The sequence below is a fragment of the Micromonospora sp. URMC 107 genome (assembly GCF_051386315.1).
GTDB lineage: Bacteria > Actinomycetota > Actinomycetes > Mycobacteriales > Micromonosporaceae > Micromonospora.
Map to the genome: position 1 here is coordinate 1 of NZ_JBPQTK010000041.1, position 22,924 is coordinate 22,924.

6 protein-coding genes are annotated in these 22,924 nt (G+C 76.4%); 3 read left to right on the forward strand and 3 right to left on the reverse strand.

Annotated features, from left to right (window positions below; all coding sequences use genetic code 11):
* On the reverse strand, positions 1-2,579 hold a 2,579-nt coding region (locus ACSNN9_RS12360), incomplete at its 3' end, for a non-ribosomal peptide synthetase (protein ID WP_436673189.1).
* A gap of 1,117 nt (positions 2,580-3,696) precedes the next feature.
* On the opposite strand from ACSNN9_RS12360, the gene ACSNN9_RS12365 reads away from it, so the two are divergent.
* Both ACSNN9_RS12365 and ACSNN9_RS12370 read left to right on the forward strand, forming a co-directional pair.
* Positions 3,697-4,863 (forward strand): ATP-grasp domain-containing protein, encoded by a 1,167-nt coding sequence (locus tag ACSNN9_RS12365; protein WP_436673190.1) that lies wholly within the window; start codon positions 3,697-3,699, stop codon positions 4,861-4,863.
* 214 nt (positions 4,864-5,077) lie between these two features.
* Positions 5,078-5,845, forward strand: coding sequence for an alpha/beta fold hydrolase (locus ACSNN9_RS12370; protein ID WP_436673199.1), 768 nt, complete (start codon positions 5,078-5,080; stop codon positions 5,843-5,845).
* Between the two features lie 34 nt (positions 5,846-5,879).
* Here ACSNN9_RS12370 and ACSNN9_RS12375 read toward each other — a convergent pair whose 3' ends face one another.
* The gene (locus tag ACSNN9_RS12375) at positions 5,880-6,920 is read right to left on the reverse strand and encodes a 3-dehydroquinate synthase family protein (protein WP_436673191.1); all 1,041 of its coding nucleotides are present in this window, start codon (positions 6,918-6,920) and stop codon (positions 5,880-5,882) included.
* The gene (locus tag ACSNN9_RS12380; RefSeq protein WP_436673192.1) at positions 6,901-7,665 is read right to left on the reverse strand and encodes a hypothetical protein; all 765 of its coding nucleotides are present in this window, start codon (positions 7,663-7,665) and stop codon (positions 6,901-6,903) included. The genes ACSNN9_RS12375 and ACSNN9_RS12380 overlap by 20 nt, the downstream gene beginning before the upstream one ends.
* A 297-nt stretch (positions 7,666-7,962) precedes the next feature.
* Between ACSNN9_RS12380 and ACSNN9_RS12385 the strand changes: the two genes are divergently transcribed.
* Positions 7,963-22,908 (forward strand): SDR family NAD(P)-dependent oxidoreductase, encoded by a 14,946-nt coding sequence (locus tag ACSNN9_RS12385; protein WP_436673193.1) that lies wholly within the window; start codon positions 7,963-7,965, stop codon positions 22,906-22,908.
* The last annotated feature ends 16 nt before the right edge of the window (positions 22,909-22,924 follow it).

The window sequence follows — 22,924 nt, forward strand, 5'->3', positions numbered from 1 at the left end:
GCCTCGTGTCGGCGGTGCACGTCGCCGAGTGCCGCCATCAGCGCGCGCAGGTCCAGCTCACCCTCGATCCACCAGGTCACCGGGACGACGACCTCCAGCGGCGACATCAGGCACTTCGCCACCTGCTGCGCGAGCGGAACCGGGCCGGGGCGCTGACGGGCCTGCCCGGCGGTCGAGCCGGTCTGCGTACGGCGGGGCGCGGTGGTCAGCCAGTGGGCCAGCCCCTGCGGCGTCGGCGTGCGGTGGATCTGCGAGACGGGCACGACGACGTCCGCGGCCTCGTCGATGCCCACGGCCACCGCCGCCGACTGCAGCGATGTGCCGCCCAGGTCGAAGAAGCTGTCCCGCGTGCCGACCCGGTCGATGCCGAGGACGGTCGCGAACACACCGGCCACCAGGCGTTCCTCGTTCGTCGCCGGCTCGACGAACTCGACGCCGAGGTCGGGGCGCTGCGAGCCGGGTGCGGGCAGGGCGTTCCGGTCGATCTTGCCGGTGCCGCCGACGGGGAAGCGGTCGAGGGTGACGATGACGGCGGGGACCATGTAGGAGGGAAGTACGGCGGCGGCGTGTGCGCGCAGGTCACCGGTGGCGGGGGTGCGGCCGTTGCGTCCGGTGACGTAGGCGACGAGGCGGGCGGTGCCGTGGTCTTCGCGGCGGGTGACGACGGCGGCGCCGACGTCGGGGTGCTGGGCGAGGACGGTCTCGATCTCGCCGAGTTCGATGCGGATGCCGTTGACCTTGACCTGGTGGTCCATGCGGCCGAGGATCTCGAGTGCCCCCGCGGTGTTCCAGCGTCCGAGGTCGCCGCTGCGGTAGGCGAGGCCGCCGCCGTACGGGTCGGTGACGAACCGTTCGGCGGTCAGTTCGGGGCGGTTGAGGTAGCCGTCGGCGACTCCGAAGCCGGTGATGAGGATCTCCCCGGGCACGCCCATGGGCACGAGGTCGAGGTTGGCGTCGACGACGCGGAGCTGCCGGTTCGGCATGGGCCATCCGATGGGCACGTACGCGCCGCCCCAGCCCGCCGACGCGTCGAACCACGTGCACGCCACGGCGATCTCCGCCGGCCCGTACGCGTTCACCACCCGCGTACCCGCCGTCAACCACCGCTGGGCCAGCTGCGGCGGGACGGCCTCGCCGCCGAAGATGATGCAGCGCAGGCCGGGGCAGGCGGCCGGGTCGAGCGGGGCGACGTTGGTGGCCGGTCCGAACGTGTGCGTGACGTCGTGGGTGTTGATGAGCTCGGTGAGCCGGCGCGCGTCGAGCAGGTCGTCGCGGGAGCAGACGACGACGCGACCGCCAGCGGTGAGCGTGGCGAAGACCTCCCCGAACGCGGCGTCGAAGACCGGTGCCGCGGAGTGCAGCATGCGGCTGTCGGGGCCGATGGCGCACTCGTCGGTCATCCACGCCAGGAAGTTCGTCAGCTTCTCGTGCGTCAGCACGACGCCCTTCGGCGTACCCGTCGAACCCGACGTGTAGATCACGAACGCCGGCGCGGACGCCTCGACGGCCGGCAGGTCCACCGGCTCGCACGCCTGCACCACCGGCCAGTCGTCATCCAACGCCACCACCGACACCCCGTCCCCACCGGGAACCCGGGGCGCCACCGCACCGACGGTCAACACGACCCGCGCGCCATGGTCGGCCAACAACACCCGCATCCGCTCCGCCGGCCACGACACATCCATCGGCGTGTACGCCGCACCCGTCCGCAACACACCCAGCGTCGCGACCAACGACCACAATCCGCGCTCCAACGCCAGCGACACCACGTCACCGGCGCCCACACCCGCCGAGCGCAGGTACGCCGCCAGCGCCGCCGACCGGCGATCCAACTCGCCGTACGTCAACACCTCACCGCCCGCGACACCCGCCACCGCCTCCGGTGACCGCCGCGCCCACCCCAGCACCAACTCGTGGATCGGCTCGCCCGGCACCTCGCGCGGCGCACCCCGGCCCCACTCCAACAACCGTTCCCGCTCCGCGGCCGTGAGCAACGGCAGTCCCGACAGAGCCGCACCCGGCTCCGCCGACCCGGCGCGGACCAGCGTCTCGACCTGATCCACCAGGCTCCGCACCCACTGCGCGGAGAATCCCTCCACCGCGTAGTCCACCCGCACCGCCGACCCGTCCGACGCCACACTGACGACCAGGTCGACGTCCACCGCGTCCGGCCCCACGTCGGCCACCGGAGCGCCCACCAACCCCACCGACACCGGACCCACCGGGCCCCGGCCCTCCACCACCACCGGCGCCGCCAGTGCCGAGCCCACCCGCGCCGTCAACTCCCCGAAACCCGGATCACCCGCCACGTCCACCCGCAGCACCGACGCGCCGCCACCCGAGGACAGGCCCAGCACCACCTGCTCCTGGGCCGTCCACCGGGCCAGCACCGCCACGAGGCCCGCCACCACGACGGTGCCGGCCGGCCCGTCGCCCGGCTGCCGGAAGGGCAGCACCCGGTGCACCGAGGCCGCCCGCGCCGGCCACACCGTCGGCCGCCGCAGGTCCCCCACCAGGTCCGGAGTCCCGGCGTCGACCGCACCGTCCACGGTCCGCGCACCATCGAACCCGACAGACATCAGCTCAACCTCCGATCGAAAGGGGATGACCGGAGGGCGCGGGGCCGCAGCGGCCGGTCAGCCGGAGTGCCGTACGCCGGACGGCACGGGGGGACGCGAGGCGCGGTGACGGCGTGGCACGACGCCGACCCCGCCCACGAGGAGAATGGACCGACGCGTCGCCGAAGCGGACCCGTCGCGCCGCGCACGATCCGTGGGCCGTGCTGGTGGTGGACGGCGGTTCCGGGGGCCGCGGTGCCCGATCCGGTCACCGGCACCTCCCGTCCATCCGGGGCGTTGCGCACCCACATTCGTCCCAGAACCGGTGCAGCGAAAAGGGAACGACGAACCGATGGGGCCCGACCCTACGAAGCGCCGTCCAGTGGCGTACACCCCTAGAGATACGCACGTCGACCCCTAGCGCGACGGCCGGGGATCCCGACCGGAGCTTGCCGGGGGAGACGCCCGGGGCAATGACCGGACCAGGGCCGGATCCGCCGTCGCCGCCGCCCGACGGGGCAATTTGTGCTGGTCGAAGTGGCATCGGCGCCGGAATGGCCGGTCGGGATCCCGGTCGGCTGCCGTAACCTTTCGGCGAAAGCACATGCCACTATATGTTTTCTATAGTGGATGGTTGGTGCCCTCCGGCAGGGTCGGTGCGCGATTGTCCGGGTTCGACGGTGAATGGTCCCGTGACCTTCTTTAGAAAGCATCTTTTCGGTCAGCCCGAGTTGAGGGGCCGAGTTGGAGAATCGGCGATTCCGATCGCGAAAAGGGCCGCCGGTGTTCGGCTGACCGGCCCATCCCCGGGCAATGAGGACTGACTATGCTTTCCCGATCATGACCCAGTCGGTGGCTGGCAGACCAGACACCGACTGTTGGTGTGCACCTCGCCGATCGCGGCGCTGACCACAAGCCAGCCCGCTACCTGGCCGGTCTGGCCCGAGACCGTCCGGTGGGTGCACGCGGTACGCCCGACTCTCGTGGCCGAGCGGCCTCATAAGACCCCGGGTGCGCACGCATCCGTCCACGTTCTCCGCTGTTCGTGGTCGTCGCGCACCCGGACTTCGTGCCACCCCGAGGCCCCCTGTGGGCCGGCATGTCAGGAGATCCAATGCATGGACCTATCCAGGTGCAGGTGTTCGCTCACGATGGGGTGGTCCTGGCCCGGCCACCCGACCCGGTGACGACCGCAGGCAGCCGCTATCTCGCCGGTGCGGGCGCCGCCCTGTACAACGGGCTGGACATGATCACCGGACTTCACCTGACCCTTCCGCACCAGGCGTCGGCCATCTGCAGCACCGGATCCAGCGCCGACAAGTCGCTGCGTCTGCTCAGTCGGTGTGGTCTCAAGACGCCGAGCGACCTGCGCGAGTTCCGCTCCGGCGCGCAGGCGGTGCAGTTGGCCCGGGACGCCGCCGAGCGGGGTGAGACGCTGGAGTTCCAGTTCCCCCCGCACGATCCGCGACTGCGGGCGGCGCGCGCCCGGGTCTCCCCGGACCTGCTGGCCCGCCTCAACGACAAGACGATGCTGGAGACACTGGTCGCACCCGAATACCTGCCCCGTCGGCGGGTCGCCACCCCCGCCGAGGTACGCCGGATCGTGCAGCAGGACCGTCGGCCGGCGGTGGTCAAACCGGCCGGCGTCGAGGTGTACAGCGGGATCGCGATCTTCACCAGGCGGCTGCAGGACCGGCGTCACCGGGCCCTGTTCAACCAGCTGGAGCAGGTGAGCGAGCGGTGGATCGTCGAGGAGGAGGTGCCCTTCCGGACGATCTGGGGGATCCAGTTCGGCGTGACCGAGAGCGGAGCGGTGCAGTACTTCGGTGCGTCCGTACACCTGCCGCAGCCCACGTCGACGTGGGTCGGTTGCGTGCTGGACGACGACCAGCCGCCGGCGGAGCTGGTCGAAGCGCTGACCGTAGGGGTCCGAAAGGCCAGTGCCCTCGGCTACCGGGGGTACTGCTCCTTCGACGCCGGGATCGGTCGGGACGGCGAACTGCGGGTCATCGACCCGAACTTCCGGGTCAGTGGAGCCACCACGTCGGTGCTGCACCGCAGCTCGCTGCTCGGTCGGCATCCTTGCGCCATGACCACGTTCTTCTCGCTGGCCCCCGGCGTCGACGCCGAGCCGATCCTCGCTCCGTTCATCGACCGAGGGCAGTTCGTCGCGTTCATGCACCACGACCCCGCGGAGACGGACAACGGCCCGCTGCCGGCGACCATCGTCGGCATGGTCGGCGCCTCGGACCGGTACGCCTGCGGCGTGCTGGTCGCACAGATCCAGCGGGCGCTGGGCAGTTGACGTCTCGTCCCCCGGGCCGTGCGGCCCGGGGGACGACGCGGCGACGGGCGACCGCCCCGGGCCGGTGAAAACGCGGTGCGCGGTGGCCGGCCCCGCGACCATGATGAGGATCATGAGTGTGCGCGTGGACGACCCGGTCCGGCTCGGGGAGAGCCGACTGCCCGACGGACGGGTGCTCGGCTGGGCCGAGTGGGGGCCACCGGACGGCGTCGCGGTGCTGCTGTGCCCCGGAGCGGCCACGAGCCGGCGGCTCGGCTTCGGCGCGGACGTCGTCGACGCGCTCGGTGTGCGGCTCGTCTCCGTGGACCGCCCGGGGCTCGGCAGCTCGACCCCCGCGCCCGGCCGGACGTACGCCGACTTCGCCGAGGACGTCCGCCAGCTCGTCGGGCTGCGGGGACTGGCGTCCCCGGCGGTGGTCGGCAACTCGCAGGGCGCGCCGTTCGCGCTCGCCTGCGCCGTGGCGGGTGTCGTCACGGCGGTGGCCGTCGTGTCCGGCGCGGACGAGGTCGCCGCGCCGGAGTTCGCCGAGGCGCTGCCGGCGCGGCTGCGCGGGCTCGTGGACGGGGCGGCCGCCGATCCCGCCGCGGCGGAGCAGTTCTTCGCGCGCTTCGACGCGGACGCGATGTGGGACATGGTGACGAGGGGGAGTCCCGAGGCCGATCTGGCGGTCTACCGGGACCCGGGCTTCGAGGCCGCCTACCGCCGCGCCCTGCGCGAGGGGTTCGCCCAGGGCCCGGCGGGCTACGCCCGGGACACCGTCCTGGCCATGCGGCGATGGTCCTTCGACCTCGCGCAGATCACGGTTCCGGTCGACCTCTGGTACGGCGAGCAGGACACCAGCCACTCACCCGACAACGGAGCGACGCTGGCCGCCCGGATCCCCGGTGCCGTCCGGCACCTCGTGCCGGAGATCGGTGGCGCGGTGCTGTGGACCCGCGCCGAGCCGATCCTCCGCTGCCTGGTCGGGCGACGACCCGCCTGAGCCGGGCCGCCGACCGCGGCCGGGGTGCCGCCCGCTACATGCCGGCGAGGGCGGCCCGGACGGCGGACTCGGGGACGTCGGCGACCAGTTCGGGCCCGGCCGGGCCGTCCAGGACGAAGGACAGGCCCGAGGTGGCCTTCTTGTCCCGCCGCATCAGGGCGACCAACTCGTCGGGGTCGACGCCGTCGGGCAGCGCGGTGTCGAGGCCGTAGCCCGCCACCACGTCGTGGTGCTCGGCCACCCGGTCGGCCGGGACGCGGCCGAGGGCGCCGGCCAGCCGGCCCGCGAAGACCGTGCCGACGCCGACCGCCTCGCCGTGCCGCAGGCCGAAGTCGGTGGCCCGCTCCAACGCGTGCCCCAGCGTGTGGCCGTAGTTGAGGATGTGCCGCAGGCCGGAGTCCCGCTCGTCGGCGGCCACCACCCGCGCCTTGAGCGCCACGCAGGCGGCGATCTGCTCCGCCACCGGACGGTCGCGCAGCTCGCCCGCGCCGATGAAGTGCGCCCGGGCGATCTCGCCGTACCCGTTGCGCCACTCCCGCTCCGGCAGCGTGCCCAGGTGCTCGGTGTCGCAGAGCACCGCGCGGGGCTGCCAGTACACCCCGACGAGGTTCTTGCCCTCCGGCAGGTTGACCGCGGTCTTGCCACCGACGCTCGCGTCCACCTGGGCGAGCAGCGAGGTCGGCAGGTGGATCACCGCGACGCCCCGGTGGTAGAGGCCGGCGGCCAGCCCGACCACGTCCGTGGTGGTGCCGCCGCCGCAGGAGACGACCGCGTCGGCGCGGGTCAGCCCGAACTCGGCGAACGTCCGGCAGAGCTGCTCCACCGTGGCCAGGTTCTTGTCGTGCTCGCCGTCGCGGGCCGGCACCACCCGGTGCGGCACGCCCGGGTCGGGCGTCCACTCCGGCGGCCGGGCCGAGACCACCACGACCCGCCGCGCGCCGATCCGCGCCACCTCCGCCGCCAGCCGGTGGCGCACCCCGGGGCCGATCAGCACCGGGTACGTGCGCTCCCCGAGCGCCACCTCGATCCGGGCCGGCTCGGCGGGGGCGTGCGGGTCAGGTGCGGACGCGTGCATGTGGCTGCTGCCTCCTCTGCGGGACGACGACCGGCGCGGCGACGACCGGGCGGTCCCGGACCATCGACAGGCGCAGCGCCAGCGCGGCCAGCGAGTCGACGTCCGGCCCGATGCCCCACCGGTCGTGGGTGAGCTGGGCGTGGTGCGCCAGCAGGAAGCCCGCCGGCGTCGCCGGATGGTCGCGGCCGACCACGTCGGCCACCCGGTCCAGGTAGCGCTGCCAGGCCACGGCGACCTCCCCGCCCAGCGGCAGGTCGCCGGCCGCCAGGACGATCTTCTCCGCGCCGGCGTCCGCCTGCGCGGCGAGGTCCCGCCGCTGCGCGACGGTGAGCCGCTGACCGCGCTCCTGCCAGTGCAGGAAGAGGAACGCCAGCCGGTCGGCCGCCGGCACCAGCCCCGTCAGGTACCGCAGGTGCGCCACGGCCAGCGGCAGCTCGACGCCGGCCAGCCAGGGGGCGTCGCCGCCGAGCAGGGTCAGGGCCAGGTCGCTGCCCGCGGACGCGAGCGGGCCGCCCCGGGCGGCGTCCCGCACCACGCACCGGTCGGCGGCGAAGGACACCCCCGGGTCGTACGCGAGCAGCCGCGCCCGTACCGCGTCGAGCGCGGCCGGGGCGGCGTGGAAGCCGAGGCTCACGCGCGGCCCGGGAGGGGAGCCCTCCGGGTCGAAGAACCACTCCATGCCCGGATCGGCCCGGCGGGCGGCGGCGACCAGACCGGTGAGGACGGTTCCGACCAGCTCGGTCATCCGCGTGTCCGGGCCTCCGCCGGCCGGCACGGCCGAGCGGGCGAACAACCAGCAGCGTTCCAACGACGGCACCTCGGCTGACGGGCGGGTGGAGCATGGGGACTCGACGGTCTGCGGGGGTCGCCCCATCATCGGCCTGCGGCCCGTCCCACCACCGGATCAGCGGTCCGAACTGGGGACGACTTAGGGGGTGACAGGGGTAGGACACCGGCAGGGTGCTCGGAAGACTTGGGCCGCTACGGCGAGCGGGGTCTACGCCGCGGATGAGAAGTCTCGCCGACGGACGGATGTGGTGACATGCTTCGGAGCGACCTGATCCAGCCGTTGTCCGATCTGATCGAGGCGCACGCCGCCAGGTTGGGGAACAAGGTCGCGTTCCGCGACGACCGCCGGGCGGTCGGATACGCCGACCTGGCGGCGCGCACCCGACGGCTGGCCGGTCACCTGGCGCTGTCGGGGGTCGGGCGGGGCGACCGGGTGGCCTTCTGCCTCGGCAACCGGGTGGAGACGGTGGAGACCTGGCTGGCCGTGACGCGGGCCGCCGCGGTCGGCGTACCGGTGAACCCGCACAGCACCGACGCGGAACTGGCCTACCTGCTGGACGACTCCGGCGCGGCGCTGGTGGTCACCGACCCGCGGCACCTCGACCAGCTGCTGCGGCTGCGCGCCGACCGGCCGGCCCTGCGGGTCGTGGTCACCGGGGACGGCCCGGTGCCCGCCGGGGTCACCGCGTGGCGCGACCTGGTCGACACCGAGCCGGGTGTGGCCGCCCGTGACGACCTGGGCCTCGACGAGGTCGCCTGGATGCTCTACACCTCCGGCACCACGGGCCGGCCCAAGGGCGTGCTCTCCACCCAGCGCACCTGCCTCTGGTCCGTCGCCGCCTGCTACGTGCCGATCCCCGGGCTCACCGCCGCCGACCGGGTGGTCTGGCCGCTGCCGTTGTTCCACAGCCTCTCCCACATCGGCTGCGTGCTGAGCGTGACCGCGGTGGGCGCCACGGCCCGGCTCATCGACGGCTTCTCCGCCGACGACGTGCTGCGCGCGGTCGACGAGGACGAGGCCACCGTGCTGGCCGGGGTGCCGGCCATGTACCACCACCTGGTCACCGCCGCCCGGGAGAGCGGCTTCCGCGCCCCGGCCCTGCGGGTCTGCCTGGTCGGCGGGGCGATCACCACCGGCGCGCTGCGTCGGGCGTTCGACGAGGTCTTCGACGCGCCGCTGCTCGACGCGTACGGCAGCACGGAGACCTGCGGCTCGATCGCCGTCACCCGGCCGGACCAGCCCCGCGTCGAGGGCTCCTGCGGGCGGGCGGTGCCCGGCGTCGAGGTGCGCCTGGTCAGCCCGCAGACGGGCCTGGACGTGCCGACCGGCGCCGAGGGCGAGGTCTGGGTCAGCGGGCCGAGCGTCATGCTCGGCTACCACGGCCTGCCGGAGGTCACCGCCGCCGCCCTGCGCGACGGCTGGTACCGCACCGGAGACCTGGCCCGCCGCGACGCCGACGGCAACATCTTCGTCACCGGCCGGCACCAGGAACTGATCATCCGGGGCGGCGAGAAGATCCACCCGGCCGAGGTGGAGGAGGCGCTGCGCGCCGTGCCCGGCGTCGCCGACGTGGCGGTGACCGGCCGCCCGCACGACGTGCTCGGCGAGGTGCCGGTGGCGTTCGTGGTGCCGGGGCCGGCGGGCTTCGACCCCCGGGCCGGGTACGCGGCCTGCCGGGAGAAGCTCTCCTACCACAAGGTTCCGGAAGCGCTGTACGAGATCGGGCAGGTGCCCCGCACCGCCTCCGGCAAGGTCACCCGCCGGCTCCTGCTCGACCGGCCGGCGCGGCTGCGGGCCGTCAACGGCAGCCACCACGAGGCGCTGAGCCTGTTCGCCTGGCAGCCGCTGGACCTGACCGCCGTACCGCCGGTCGAAGCGCCCGTCCCGACGGCCGCCCAGGCCGCCGCCGCCCCGGCCCGCCGCTGGGCGGTCGTCGGCGCCGGGAGCGAGGCGCTGCTGGAACCCCTGCGCGCGGCGTCGCCGGGGGACCGGTTCCGGTCCCACCCGGACCTGGCCGCCCTGCGCGAGGCCCCCGACGTGCCCGACGTGACGGTGCTGCTGGTCGAGCCGGCCGACGCCGTCGCGGCGGACCTCGCCGACCGGCTGCGTGGCTGGCTCGACGACGACCGGTTCGCCGGCACCCGGCTGGTGCTGCTGACCGGCCCGGCCGGCGACGCCGCCGCCGCGAGCGACCCGGCCACCGGGCCCGGCGGGGCCGACGCCGCCACCGGGCCCGGCGGGGCCGACGCCGCCATCGCGCCGGGCGGGGCCGGCGAGCGGTTCGAGCCCGATCCGGGGGCCGGCGCGGCCCAGGCGGTCGGCCGCAGCCTGCAGGCCGCGTACCCGGACCGGATCGTGCTGGTCGACCGCGACGCCGGACACCGCTCTGCCGCCCTGCTCCCCGCCGTCGTGGAAGCCGGCGCCGCGCAGGTCGCGCTGCGGGCCGGAGCCGCCCTGCACGCGGTCCTCGTGCCCGCCCCCGCGACCATGCCGGCACGGCCGGTCACCGTGGCCGACCCGGACCGCCCGGTCCTGGTCACCGGCGCCGAGGGGCCGACCGGCGCGGCGCTGGCCCGACACCTCGTCGCCGCCCACCGCGTCCGCCGGCTGCGGCTGCTCCACGTCGACGCCACGGCCGGGGCCGCCCTGGCGGAGCTGGTCGCCGAACTCACCGCCGCCGGTGCCGACGCCGCCGCGCTGCCCGTCGACCAGGCGGGGGACGAGCCGCTCGGCGGGGCCTTCCTCTGCCCGTCCGACGACGACCTGACCGACGACGAGTCCGTGGCCCGGCTGCTCGGCCTCGCCGGGACGCTGGACGACGCGACCCGGCTCCCGGCCGCCGCGTTCACCGTCCTGGCCCCGTCCGCCCTGCTGCTGGGCGCCGCCGGGCAGGAGCGGGCCGCCTCGGCCGTCGGCGCCCTGCACGCCCTGGCCGCCCGCCGCCGGGCCGCCGGTCTGCCGGCCCGGCTCGTCGGCACGACCGCCGCGCCGACCGCGCGCGCCGACCGGGAGTCGTCGCCCACCACCACCGGGCCGGCCGGCCCCCACCCGGGGGAGCGGACCGGCGACGCGCCGGCGGCCGTACGCGCCGACCTCGCCGCGTTCGACGTGGCCCACGACGGCGACGACCTGGTCCTGCTCGCCCGTCCGGCGGGCCACGCCGACGCCGCGCACCCCGCCTGGCGTACGCCCGTCGCGGCGGCCCGCGACGCCTCCGACGACCGGGACGCCGCCGAGCTGCGCCGCCGGCTGGCCGGGCTGACCACCGCCGAGGGGGACCGGCTCCTGCTCGACCTGGTCCGCGCCGCCACCGCCGAGGTGGCCGGCCTGTCCGGCCCGGCCGCGGTCCGCCCCGGCCGGGCCTTCAAGGAACTCGGCTTCACCTCGGTCAGCGCGGTCGCCCTGCGCGACCGGCTGGCCCGCGCCACCGGGGTACGGCTCTCCGCGACGGCCGCGTTCGACCGGCCCAGCCCGGAGGCGCTCGCCCGACACCTCGCCGCCCGGCTGCGCGGCAGCACCGGGCAGGCCGGTCCCGTGGCGGACGGGCCGACGGCCCCCTCCACCGTGGACGACCCGGTGGTCGTCGTCGCCATGGCCTGCCGGCTCCCCGGCGGTGTCGGCTCCCCCGAGGAGCTGTGGGACCTCGTCGACCAGGGCCGCGAAGGGCTCACGGAGTTCCCCACCGATCGGGGCTGGGACCTGGCGCGCCTGTTCTCCGACGACGCCGACCGTCCCGGCACCTCGTACGTCCGGGTGGGCGGCTTCCTGACCGACGCCGCCGACTTCGACGCCGCCCTGTTCGCGATCAGCCCGCGCGAGGCGCTGGCCATGGACCCGCAGCAGCGGCTGCTGCTGGAGACGTCCTGGGAGCTGTTCGAGCGGGCCGGCATCGACCCCACCTCGCTGCGCGGCAGCGCCACCGGGGTCTTCACCGGCGTCATGCACCACGACTACGCCGCGAACCTGCGCCAGGCGCCGCCCGGCACCGAGGGCTACCTCGGCGTCGGCACCGCCGGCAGCGTCGTCTCCGGCCGCGTCGCCTACGCGCTGGGGCTCGAGGGACCGGCGGTCACGGTCGACACGGCGTGCTCGTCGTCGCTGGTGGCGCTGCACCTGGCCGCCCAGGCGCTGCGTGCCGGCGACTGCTCCCTCGCCGTGGCCGGCGGCGTGGCGGTGATGGGCACCCCGCAGGCGTTCGTGGAGTTCAGCCGGCAGCGCGGGCTCGCCCCGGACGGGCGGTGCAAGGCGTTCGCCGAGGGCGCCGACGGCACCGGCTGGTCCGAGGGCGTCGCCGTGCTGCTGCTGGAACGGCTCTCCGACGCCCGCCGGCGCGGACACCCCGTCCTCGCCGTGCTGCGCGGCTCGGCAGTCAATCAGGATGGCGCGTCCAACGGGCTCACCGCCCCCAACGGGCCCGCCCAGGAGCGGGTCATCCGCCGGGCGCTGGCCGTGGCCGGACTCTCCCCCGCCGACGTGGACGTCGTCGAGGCGCACGGCACCGGCACCCGGCTGGGCGACCCGATCGAGGCGCAGGCGCTGCTCGCCACGTACGGAACGGGACGCGGCGACGCCGAGCCGCTGCGGCTGGGCTCGCTGAAGTCCAACCTCGGCCACACCCAGGCCGCGGCCGGGGCCGCCGGGGTCATCAAGATGGTGCTCGCGATGCGGCACGGGACGCTGCCCCGCACCCTGCACGTGGACGCCCCGACGTCGGAGGTGGACTGGAGCGCCGGCGCGGTCGAGGTGCTCACCGAGGCCCGCCCGTGGCCCGAGGTGCGACGGCCCCGGCGGGCCGGCGTCTCGTCGTTCGGCATCAGCGGCACCAACGCCCACGTCATCGTCGAGGCGCCCGCCGCCGACCCGCCGTCCGGGCCCGGGGTCGCGGACCGGCAGGCGTCGTCCGGGGCCGCGGACTTGCAGCCGTCGTCCGGGGCCGCGACCCGGCGACCGCCCGTACCGTGGCTGCTCGCCGCGGCCTCCGGCGAGGCGCTGCGGGACCAGGCGGCCCGCCTGCTGACCTGGCTCGACGGGCCCGGGGCGGACGCCGACCCGGCCGACGTCGGGCACGCGCTCGCCACCACCCGCGCCGCCCTCGAACACCGGGCCGTGGTGCTGGCCGGCGACCCGGCCACCGCCCGCGCGGGCCTGACCGCGCTGACCCGGGGCGAGCCGGACCCGGACGTGCCGACCGTGCTGACCGGCCGGGTCGTCGACGGCCGGCTCGGCCTGCTCTTCGGCGGGCAGGGTGGCCAGCGCGCCGGCATGGGCCGCGCACTGCACGCGGCGTACCCCGTCTTCGCCGACGCCTTCGACGCCGCCTGCGCCGAACTCGACCGCTGCCTCGCCGGCCACGCCCCGCACCCCGTCGCCGACGTCGTCTTCGCCGCCGAGGGCGGCGAACTGGCCGACCTGCTCGACCACACGCTGTACACCCAGCCGGGGCTGTTCGCCTTCGAGGTCGCGCTGTACCGCCTCCTGGAGTCCTGGGGCGTGCACCCCGACGCGGTGCTCGGCCACTCCGTCGGCGAGCTGGCCGCCGCGCATGTGGCCGGGGTGTTCGCCCTCGCCGACGCGGCGGCGCTCGTCGCCGCCCGGGCCCGGCTGATGCAGCAGCTCCCCGCCGGGGGCGCGATGGTCGCCATCGAGGCCGACGAGGCCGAGGTCGCCGCGCACCTGACCGACCGGGTGGGCCTCGCCGCCGTCAACGGCCCGACCAGCGTCGTCGTCTCCGGCGACACCGACGCGGTGCTGGCCGTCGCGGCCACCCTGCGCGCCGCCGGGCGTCGGACCAGCCGGCTGCGGGTGTCGCACGCGTTCCACTCGCCGCGCATGGAGCCGATGCTCGACGAGTTCCGCGCGGTGGCGGCCCGCCTCACCTACCGCACCCCGCACCTGCCGGTGGTGTCCAACCTGACCGGTCACCCCGTGGATCCGGCCCGGCTCTGCTCGCCCGACTACTGGGTGGCGCACGTCCGGGGCACCGTCCGCTTCCAGGACGGCGTGCGGGCCCTGCACGGGCAGGGCGTCACCACCTTCCTGGAGGTCGGTCCGGCCGGCGTGCTCACCGCGATGGCCCAGGACTGCCTCGTCGCCGAGGCCGACGAGCTGGCCTTCGTCCCCGCCGTGCGGGGCGTCGCCGACGAGCCGGAGGCGCTGCTCGCCGCCGTGGCGCGGCTGCACGTGCGGGGCGTCCCGGTGGACCGCGCCGCCCTCGCCGGCCCCGGGCCGCACCGCCGCGTCGACCTGCCCACGTACGCCTTCCAGCGCCGGCACTACTGGCTGCCCGCCTCCACCGCCGCCGGCGGCCCCGTCGGCGTCGGACTGGACGACGCCGGGCACCCGCTGCTCGGCGGCGTGCTGCCGGTCGTCGGCACCGGGCAGGTGGTCTGCACCGGCCGGGTCTCCGCGGCCACCCAGCCGTGGCTGGCCGCCCCCGCCGACGGCACCGCCGCGCTCCTGCCCGCCACCGCCCTGCTGGACATGCTCACCCACCTCGGCGCACGGCTCGGCACCCCGACCGTGGAGCGGCTGCGCGTCCCCGAGCCGGTGCCGCTGCCCGCCGAGGCGACCGTCGAGGTGCAGGTCGGCCTCTCCGCGCCGGACGAGCGCCAGCGCCGGGTGGCGCACTGCCACGTCCGGGCCGGCGACGGGCAGCCCTGGCGGGAGGTCGCCGAGGCCGTGCTCGGCCCGGTCGACCCGGAGAGCGGCCGGGGCGCCCTCGCCCCGACCTGGCCGCCCACCGGGGCCCGGCCGGTGGACCTGACCACCCCGCAGCGCCGGGCCATGGTCGGGGAACTCGCCCGGGCCGCGTGGGTCGCCGCCGACCGGCTCTTCGTCGACGTACGCCTGCCCGAGGACGCCCGGGACCCGGACGCCGAGCGGTACGGCGTGCACCCGCTGGTGCTGGAGGCGGCCCTGCGCCTGCTCCCGCTCGCCGACTTCGCGCCCGGCGACGACACCGACGCCGGGCCCGCCGCCCGGCTGCTGCCCACCGAGTGGGCGGGGGTGCGCCTGCACGCCACCGGGGCGCACGCGCTGCGCGTCTGCCTGGCCCCCGCCGGGGCGGACGCGGTCACGCTGAGCGCCGTCGACGACGCGGGTGTGCCCGTGCTCGACGTGGACCGGGTGGTGCTGCGGGCCCTGGACCTGCCGCCCGCCGACGCGCCGGCGCCGGCGCCCGCGCCCGCCGGCCTGTACGCCGTCGACTGGCTGCCCGCGGCGTTCCCGGCGACGCCGGCGCCCTCCTGGACGCTCGCCGACGGCACGCCCCCGGACGGACCGCTGCCGCCGCTGCTGGTGCTGCGGGTCGGCGACGGCGAGCCGGGCCGGTCGGTGCCCGACCGGGCGCACGCCGTCGGCCTCGCCGTGCTCGGGGTGCTCCAGAGCTGGCTGGCCGACCCCCGCGCGGAGACCACCCGCCTGGCCCTCGCCGTCCGCGACGGCGACCCCGTGCACGCCCCGGTGGCCGGGCTGGTCCGGGTCGCCCAGGCCGAGCAACCCGACCGCTTCCTCCTGCTCAGCCTCGACGCCACCGACGACGCCACCGTCCGTTCGGCGCTGGCCGTCGCCACGGACGAGCCCGAGGTCGCCGTCCGCGACGGCCGGGTCCTGCTGCCCCGGCTCCGCCCGGTCGACCAGCCCCCGGCCGGCACGCCGCTCGCGGCGCTGGCCGGCGGCACCGTGCTGGTCACCGGCGGCACCGGCGGGATCGGCCGGCACGTCGCCACCCACCTCGCCACCGTGCACGGCGTCGCCGAGCTGGTCCTGGTCAGCCGCACCGGCCAGGCCGGCGACTGGACGGCCGCGCTGACCGACGCCGGCGTCACCGTCCGGGTGGTCGCGGCCGACGTCGCCGACCGGACGGCGCTCGCCGAGGTCGTCGCCCCGCTGGCCGACCGGCTGGTCGCCGTCGTGCACGCCGCCGGGGCCACCGACGACGCCCTGCTCACCGACCTCGACCAGGACCGCTGGCGGCGGGCCCTGCGGTCGAAGGTGCACGGCGCGTGGCACCTGCACGAGCTCACCGCCGGCCTCGACCTGGCCGCGTTCGTGCTCTTCTCCTCGGCCGCCGCCACCTTCGGCAGCCCCGGGCAGGGCAACTACGCGGCCGGCAACGCGTTCCTCGACGCGCTCGCCGCCCACCGGCGCGCCCAGGGTCTCCCGGCGACCGCCCTGGCCTGGGGGCTCTGGGCCGCGCAGGACGGGATGGCCGGCCGACTCACCGCGGCGGACCTGGCCCGGCTCGCCCGGGGCGGCACCCGTCCCCTCGACACGGCCGCCGGCCTGGCGCTGTTCGACGCCGCCCTGCATGTCGACCGGCCCACGCTGGTGCCGATCGGGCTCGACCTGGCCGCCGTGCGGGGCTCCGGCGAGGTGCCCGCCCTGCTGCGGGCCCTGCTGCCCCCGCCGCCCCGGCGGGCCGTCAACGCCGACTCCGCGCCCGCCTCCGCCAAGGGCTTCGCCGACCGGCTGGCCGAGCTGGCCGAACCCGACCGCGCCGCCCTGCTGCTGGACCTCGTACGCACCCGGTGCGCCACCGTGGTCGGGCACACCGGACCCGACGACGTCGAGCCGCGCCGCCCGTTCAAGGAGCTCGGCTTCGACTCGCTGATGGCCGTCGAACTGAGCAACCGGCTCACCGCCGTCACCGGCGTCCGGCTCGCTTCGCACGCCGTGTTCAACCACCCCACCCCGGAGCTGCTCGCCGCGCACCTGCACGCCCGGCTGCTCGGCACCGCCGCCACCGAGGTCGCCGACGCGAGCACCGTCGCCCTGGACGAGCCGGTCGCCATCGTCGCGATGGCCTGCCGGTTCCCCGGCGGCATCGGCTCCCCCGAGGAGCTGTGGCGGCTGCTCGACGCGGGCGGGGACGTCATCGGCGACCTGCCCGACGACCGGGGCTGGCCGCTGGCCGACCTCTACGACCCGGTGCCCGGCACGCCCGGCCGGACGTACGTGCGGGCCGGCGGGTTCCTGACCGGGATCGCCGACTTCGACGCCGCGTTCTTCGGCATCAGCCCCCGCGAGGCCCTCGCGATGGACCCGCAGCACCGGCTGCTGCTGGAGACCTCCTGGGAGGCGCTGGAGCGCGGCGGCATCGACCCGGCCACCCTGCGGGGCAGCCGCACCGGCGTCTTCGCCGGCACCCACGGGCAGGACTACGGCGACCGGATCGCCCCCGGCGTCGTCTCCGACGACGGCGAGGTCGTCGCCGACGAGGGGCACCTGCTGACCGGCACGGCCGGCAGCGTCCTCTCCGGCCGGGTCGCGTACGCGCTCGGGCTGGAGGGGCCGGCCGTCACCGTGGACACCGCCTGCTCGGCGTCCCTGGTGGCGCTGCACCTGGCCGTCCAGGCGCTGCGTCAGGGCGACTGCGACCTGGCCCTGGCCGGCGGCGTGTCGGTGCTGTCCACCCCGGCCGGGCTGACCGGGTTCAGCCGCCAGCGCGGTCTCGCCGCCGACGGGCGGTGCAAGGCGTTCGCCGAGGACGCCGACGGCTTCGGCATGTCCGAGGGCGTCGGGATGCTGGTGGTGGAACGCCTCTCCGACGCCCGCCGCCGGGGTCACCCGGTCCTCGCCGTGGTCCGCGGCTCGGCGGTCAACCAGGACGGCGCGTCCAACGGGCTGACCGCCCCGAACGGGCCATCACAGGAACGGGTCATCCGGGCCGCCTTGGGCGCCGCCGGGCTGAGCGCCGCCGAGGTGGACGTGGTGGAGGCGCACGGCACCGGCACGTCGCTCGGCGACCCCATCGAGGCGGAGGCGATCCTCGCCACCTACGGGCAGCGCCCGGCCGACGCCCCGCCGGTGCTGCTCGGCTCGGTCAAGTCCAACCTCGGGCACACCCAGGCCGCGGCCGGCGTGGCCGGGGTGCTGAAGATGGTCCTCGCCATGCGACACGGCCGGCTGCCCCGCACCCTGCACGCCGAGCGCCGCAGCTCGCGCGTCGACTGGGACTCGGGATCGCTGGAACTGCTCACCGAGGCCCGCCCGTGGCCCCCGGCGGACCGGCCGGCGCGGGCCGGTGTCTCGTCGTTCGGCATCAGCGGCACCAACGCCCATGTGATCGTCGAGGCGGTCGCCGGGGAGGCGACCCCGGAGCCCGTCGCCGAAGCCACGCCGCCGGAGGCGCACGCGCTGCCGTGGCTGCTCTCGGCGCGTACCCCGGAGGCGCTCGTCGGTCAGGCCCGCCGGCTGCGTGAGCACCTCGCCCAGCGGCCCGAGCAGCGGCCCCTCGACGTGGCCTGGTCGCTGGCCACCAGCCGGAGCACCTTCGACTCGCGGGCGGTGCTGGTCGGCGCGTCGCCGGAGCGGGTCGCCGCCGCCCTCGACGCGCTCGCCGAGGGCCGGCCCGACCCGGCGGTGACGCGCGGCGAGGCCCGGCCCGCCGGCCGGTGCGTCTTCGTCTTCCCGGGACAGGGCTCCCAGTGGCTCGGCATGGGACTCGACCTGCTCGACCAGGCCCCGGTGTTCGCCGAGCGGATGGCGGCCTGCGACGCGGCGCTGCGGCCGCACCTGGACTGGTCGCTGCTGGACGTGCTGCGCCGGGTGCCCGGCGCGCCCGGCCTCGACGAGGTCGACGTGGTGCAGCCCGCCCTGTTCGCGATGATGGTGTCGCTGGCCGAGCTGTGGCGCTCCTACGGGGTGCAGCCGGCCGCCGTGGTCGGCCACTCGCAGGGCGAGATCGCCGCCGCCTGCGTCGCCGGGGTGCTCTCCCTGCCCGACGCCGCCCGGGTGGTGGCGCTGCGCAGCCGGGCGCTGCGGGCCCTGGCCGGGCACGGGGCGATGGCCTCCGTCGCGCTCCCCGGCGACACGGTCCGCGACCGGATCGCCCGGTTCGGCGACCGGATCTCGATCGCCGCCGTGAACGGCCCGGCCGCCGTGGTGGTGTCCGGCGAGCCGGCGGCGGTGGAGGAACTCCTCGCCGAACTGGCCGGCGAGCAGGCCCGGGTCCGGCGGATCGCCGTCGACTACGCCTCCCACTCCGCCCAGGTGGAACGCATCCGCGACGAACTGGCCGAGGTGCTGGCGGGCATCGCCCCCGGCCCGGCGGCCGTGCCGCTCTTCTCCACCACCGACCTGCGCTGGCTCGACGGGGAGGAGATGGGGCCGGACTACTGGTACCGCAACCTGCGGCAGCCGGTCGAGCTGGAACAAGCGATCCGCTCACTGGCCGCCCAGGGCCACGACACGTACGTCGAGTGCAGCCCGCACCCGGTGCTCACCGTGGGCATCGAGGAGACCCTCGCCGACCACGACGGCGAGACCGTGGTGGTCGGCTCGGTCCAACGCGACCAGGGCGACCGCGAGCGGTTCCTGCTCTCCCTGGCCCAGCTGCACGTGTGCGGGGTCGAGGTGGACTGGCGGCCCGCGCTGGCCGGCGGCCGGCGGGTCGACCTGCCCACGTACGCCTTCGCCCACCGCCGCTACTGGCCCCGGCCCGTCTCCGGCCCCGGCGATGTCGGCGCCGCCGGCCTGGACGCCGCCGGGCATCCGCTGCTCGGGGCGTCGGTCGCGCTGGCCGAGGCGCGGGGCCACCTGTTCACGGGGCGGCTGTCGACCGACGCGCAGCCGTGGCTGGCCGACCACCGGGTCACCGAGAGCGTGCTGGTGCCCGGCACCGGCCTGGTGGAGCTCTGCCTGCGCGCCGGCGACGAGATCGGCCACCCGGTCCTCGACGAGCTGGTCATCGAGGCCCCGCTGACCCTGCCCGCCGCCGGCGCGACCCAGGTGCAGGTGGTGGTCGGCGCGGGCGGCGACGACGGACGCCGCCCGGTGACCGTGCACTCCCGGCCCGCCGACGGCCCGGCCGGGGCGCCGTGGACCCGGCACGCCAGCGCCACCCTCTCCGCCGACCAGCCCGTCGCGTCGCCGCAGCTCACCGCGTGGCCGCCGCGCGACGCCCGCCCCGTCGACCTGGCCGGCTTCTACGCCGACCTGGCCGCCGACGGCTACGCGTACGGGCCGGCGTTCCAGGGGCTGCGCCAGGTGTGGACGAGCGGCGACGAGGTCTACGCCGAGGTGGAGCTGCCGGCGGCCCAGCGGGTCGACGCCGACCGCTACGGCCTGCACCCGGCCCTGTTCGACGCCGCCCTGCACGCCGCGCACTTCGGCGGTCTCGCCGAGGCCGGGGCCGGCCGGCTGCTGCTGCCGTTCGCCTGGAACGGCGTCACCCTGTACGCCACCGGCGCGACCGCCCTGCGGGTGCGGCTCACCCAGGTCGGGCCGCACGCCATCGCGCTGACCGCCGCCGATCCGACCGGCGCCCCGGTCGCCGAGGTGACCGCCCTGACGATGCGGCCGATCTCCGCCGCGGAGTTGGCCGTCACCGACGACCGCGCCACCCGCGACGCCCTGTTCCGCATGGACTGGACGCCGCTGCCGCCGGTCGACGCGGCCACCCCGGTCGACGCCGTGGCCATCGCCCCCGGCCTGGGCGGGTACCCGCTGCACGCCGGGCTGGACGCGCTCGCGGACGCCGTCGACGCGGGACTGGCCCTGCCCGGGGCCGTGCTCGTGCCGCTCGACGCGGACCCCGCACAGCCCACCCCCCGCGCGGCGCGCCACGCCGCCGTCCGCGCCCTCGACCTCGTCAGGCGCTGGCTCACCGAGCCCCGCTGGGCGGGGTCGCGGCTGCTGCTCGTGACCCGGGGCGCGGTGGCCGTGCACCATGCCGGCGAGGTGACCGACCCGGCCGCCGCGGCGGCGTGGGGGCTGGTCCGCTCCGCCCAGTCGGAGAACCCGGACCAGCTGGTCGTCGTCGACGTCGACGGCGACGGGATCGGCCCGGACCAGGTCGCCGCCCTGCTGGCGGCGGCCGAGCCGCAGGCCGCGGTCCGGGGCGGCGCGGCGTACGTGCCGCGGCTCGCGCGGGCCGGGTCGGCGGGCGAGCTGACCGCCCCGCCCGCCGCCGCGTGGCGGCTGGACGCGCCGGTGCGGGGCAGCCTGGAGAACCTCACCCTGAGCCCGACCGACGCGGCCGACGCCGCTCTCGGCCCCCGCGAGGTCCGGGTACGCGTCCGCGCCGCCGGCCTGAACTTCCGCGACGTGCTCAACGCGCTCGGCCTCTACCCGGGCGACGCGGGGCCGCTCGGCGGCGAGGGCGCCGGCGAGGTCGTCGAGGTGGGCGCCGAGGTGACCGACCTGCGCCCCGGCGACCGGGTGTTCGGGGTCTTCGTGGGCTGCTTCGGCCCCGTCGCGGTCACCGACCGCCGGTTGCTGGCCCCGATGCCCGCCGGCTGGTCGTTCGTCGAGGCCGCCTCCGTGCCGGTGGTCTTCCTGACCGCGTACCACGGCCTGGTCAACCTGGCCGGGCTCACCCGGGGCGAGTCGGTGCTGGTGCACGCGGCGGCCGGCGGCGTCGGCATGGCCGCCGTCCAGCTCGCCCGGCACCTCGGCGCCGAGGTGTACGCCACCGCCAGCCCCGCCAAGTGGGACGCCCTGCGGTCGATGGGCCTCGACGAGGACCACCTCGCCTCGTCGCGGACCCTCGACTTCGAGACCCGGTTCGCCGAGGCGACCGGCGGACGGGGCGTCGACGTGGTGCTGGACTCGCTGGCCCGCGAGTTCGTCGACGCCTCGCTGCGGCTGCTGCCGCGCGGCGGACGGTTCATCGAGATGGGCAAGACCGACATCCGCGACGCCGCCCGGGTCGCCGCCGACCACCCGGGGGTGGCCTACACCGCCTTCGACCTGACCCTGGAGGACCCCGACGAGGTGCAGCGCATGCTCGTCGTGCTGCTGGGGCTCTTCGAACGGGGAACGCTCACCCCGCTGCCCACCCAGGTATGGGACGTCCGCCAGGCGCCGGAGGCGTTCCGGCACGTCAGCCAGGCCCGGCACGTCGGCAAGGTGGTGCTCACCATGCCCCGCGCGTGGGACCCCGACGGCACCGTGCTGCTGACCGGCGGAACCGGGACCCTGGGCAGGCTGGTCGCCCGGCGACTGGTCGAGACGCACGGCGTACGGCGGCTGCTGCTGGTCAGCCGCCGCGGCGAGCGGGCGCCCGGCGCGGCCGAGGCGGTCGCCGAGCTGCGCGCCCTGGGGGCCGAGGCCACGGTGGTGGCGGCCGACGTGGCCGACCGGGACACCCTGGCCCGGGTCCTGGACGCGGTGCCGGCACGGCACCCGCTGACCGCGGTCGTGCACCTGGCCGGGGCGCTCGACGACGGGGTGGTCACCGCCCTCACCCCGCAGCGCGTCGACACGGTGTTCGCGCCGAAGCTCGACGCCGCGTGGCACCTGCACGAACTCACCCGCCACCTCGACCTGGCCGGATTCGTGCTGTTCTCCTCCGGCGCGGGCGTCTTCGGCGTACCCGGCCAGGCGAACTACGCGGCGGCCAACGCGTTCCTCGACGCGCTCGCCCTGGCGCGCCGGGCCGAGGGCCTGGCGGGCCGGTCGTTCGCCTGGGGACTGTGGGAGCAGGCCAGCGAGATGACCGCCAAGCTGGACCGCGCCGATCCCCGGATCACCGCCCGGGACGGGCAGCTGGCGATCCCGTCCGACCTGGGGATGGCCCTGTTCGACGCGGGCCTGCGGCTGGCCGAACCGGTCCTGGTGCCGACCCGGATCGACGTCGCCGCGCTCGGCGAGCGGGTCGAGCGGCCCCCGGCCCTGCTGCGTGGGCTGATGCGACGGGAACGGCCGAGCGCCCGGTCCACCGCCCCGGTCGGCGGTGGGCGCAGCCTCGCCGACGAGCTGGCGGCCCTGGCCGGACCGGACCGCCACGGCCTGGTGGTCGACCTGGTCCGCGAGCAGGCGGCCAGCGTGCTCGGGCACGGCAGCCGCGCGGCGGTCGCCCCCGGCCGGGCGTTCAGCCAGATCGGCTTCGACTCGCTGACCGCCGTCGAGCTGCGCAACCGGCTGACCACGGCGACCGGTCTGCGCCTGCCGGCCACGCTGATCTTCGACTACCCGGACCCGAACGAGCTGGCCACCTTCCTGGTCTCCCAGCTGGCGCCGGACACCGAGCCGACGGTTCCACCCGTCCTCACGGACCTGGAGAACCTGGAACGCTCGCTGACCGAGGCCAGTGTCGAACCGGAGCTGCACGCCCAGATCGGGTCCCGGTTGGAGGTGCTCATCGCCAAGTGGCGCACGATGCGCGCCGGCTCGGGCGGCGATCCCGACCTCGACCTCGAACAGGCCAGCGACGACGACCTCTTCGACCTCATCGACTCCGAACTCGGTCTCTGATGGCCGCCCGGCCGCG

Bases quoted from the DNA above. Each gene is read 5' to 3' on its own strand.
- ACSNN9_RS12375 (WP_436673191.1), bottom strand. From the start codon at position 6,920: ATGCACGCGTCCGCACCTGACCCGCACGCCCCCGCCGAGCCGGCCCGG.
- ACSNN9_RS12380 (WP_436673192.1), bottom strand. From the start codon at position 7,665: ATGACCGAGCTGGTCGGAACCGTCCTCACCGGTCTGGTCGCCGCCGCC.
- ACSNN9_RS12385 (WP_436673193.1), top strand. From the start codon at position 7,963: ATGCTTCGGAGCGACCTGATCCAGCCGTTGTCCGATCTGATCGAGGCG.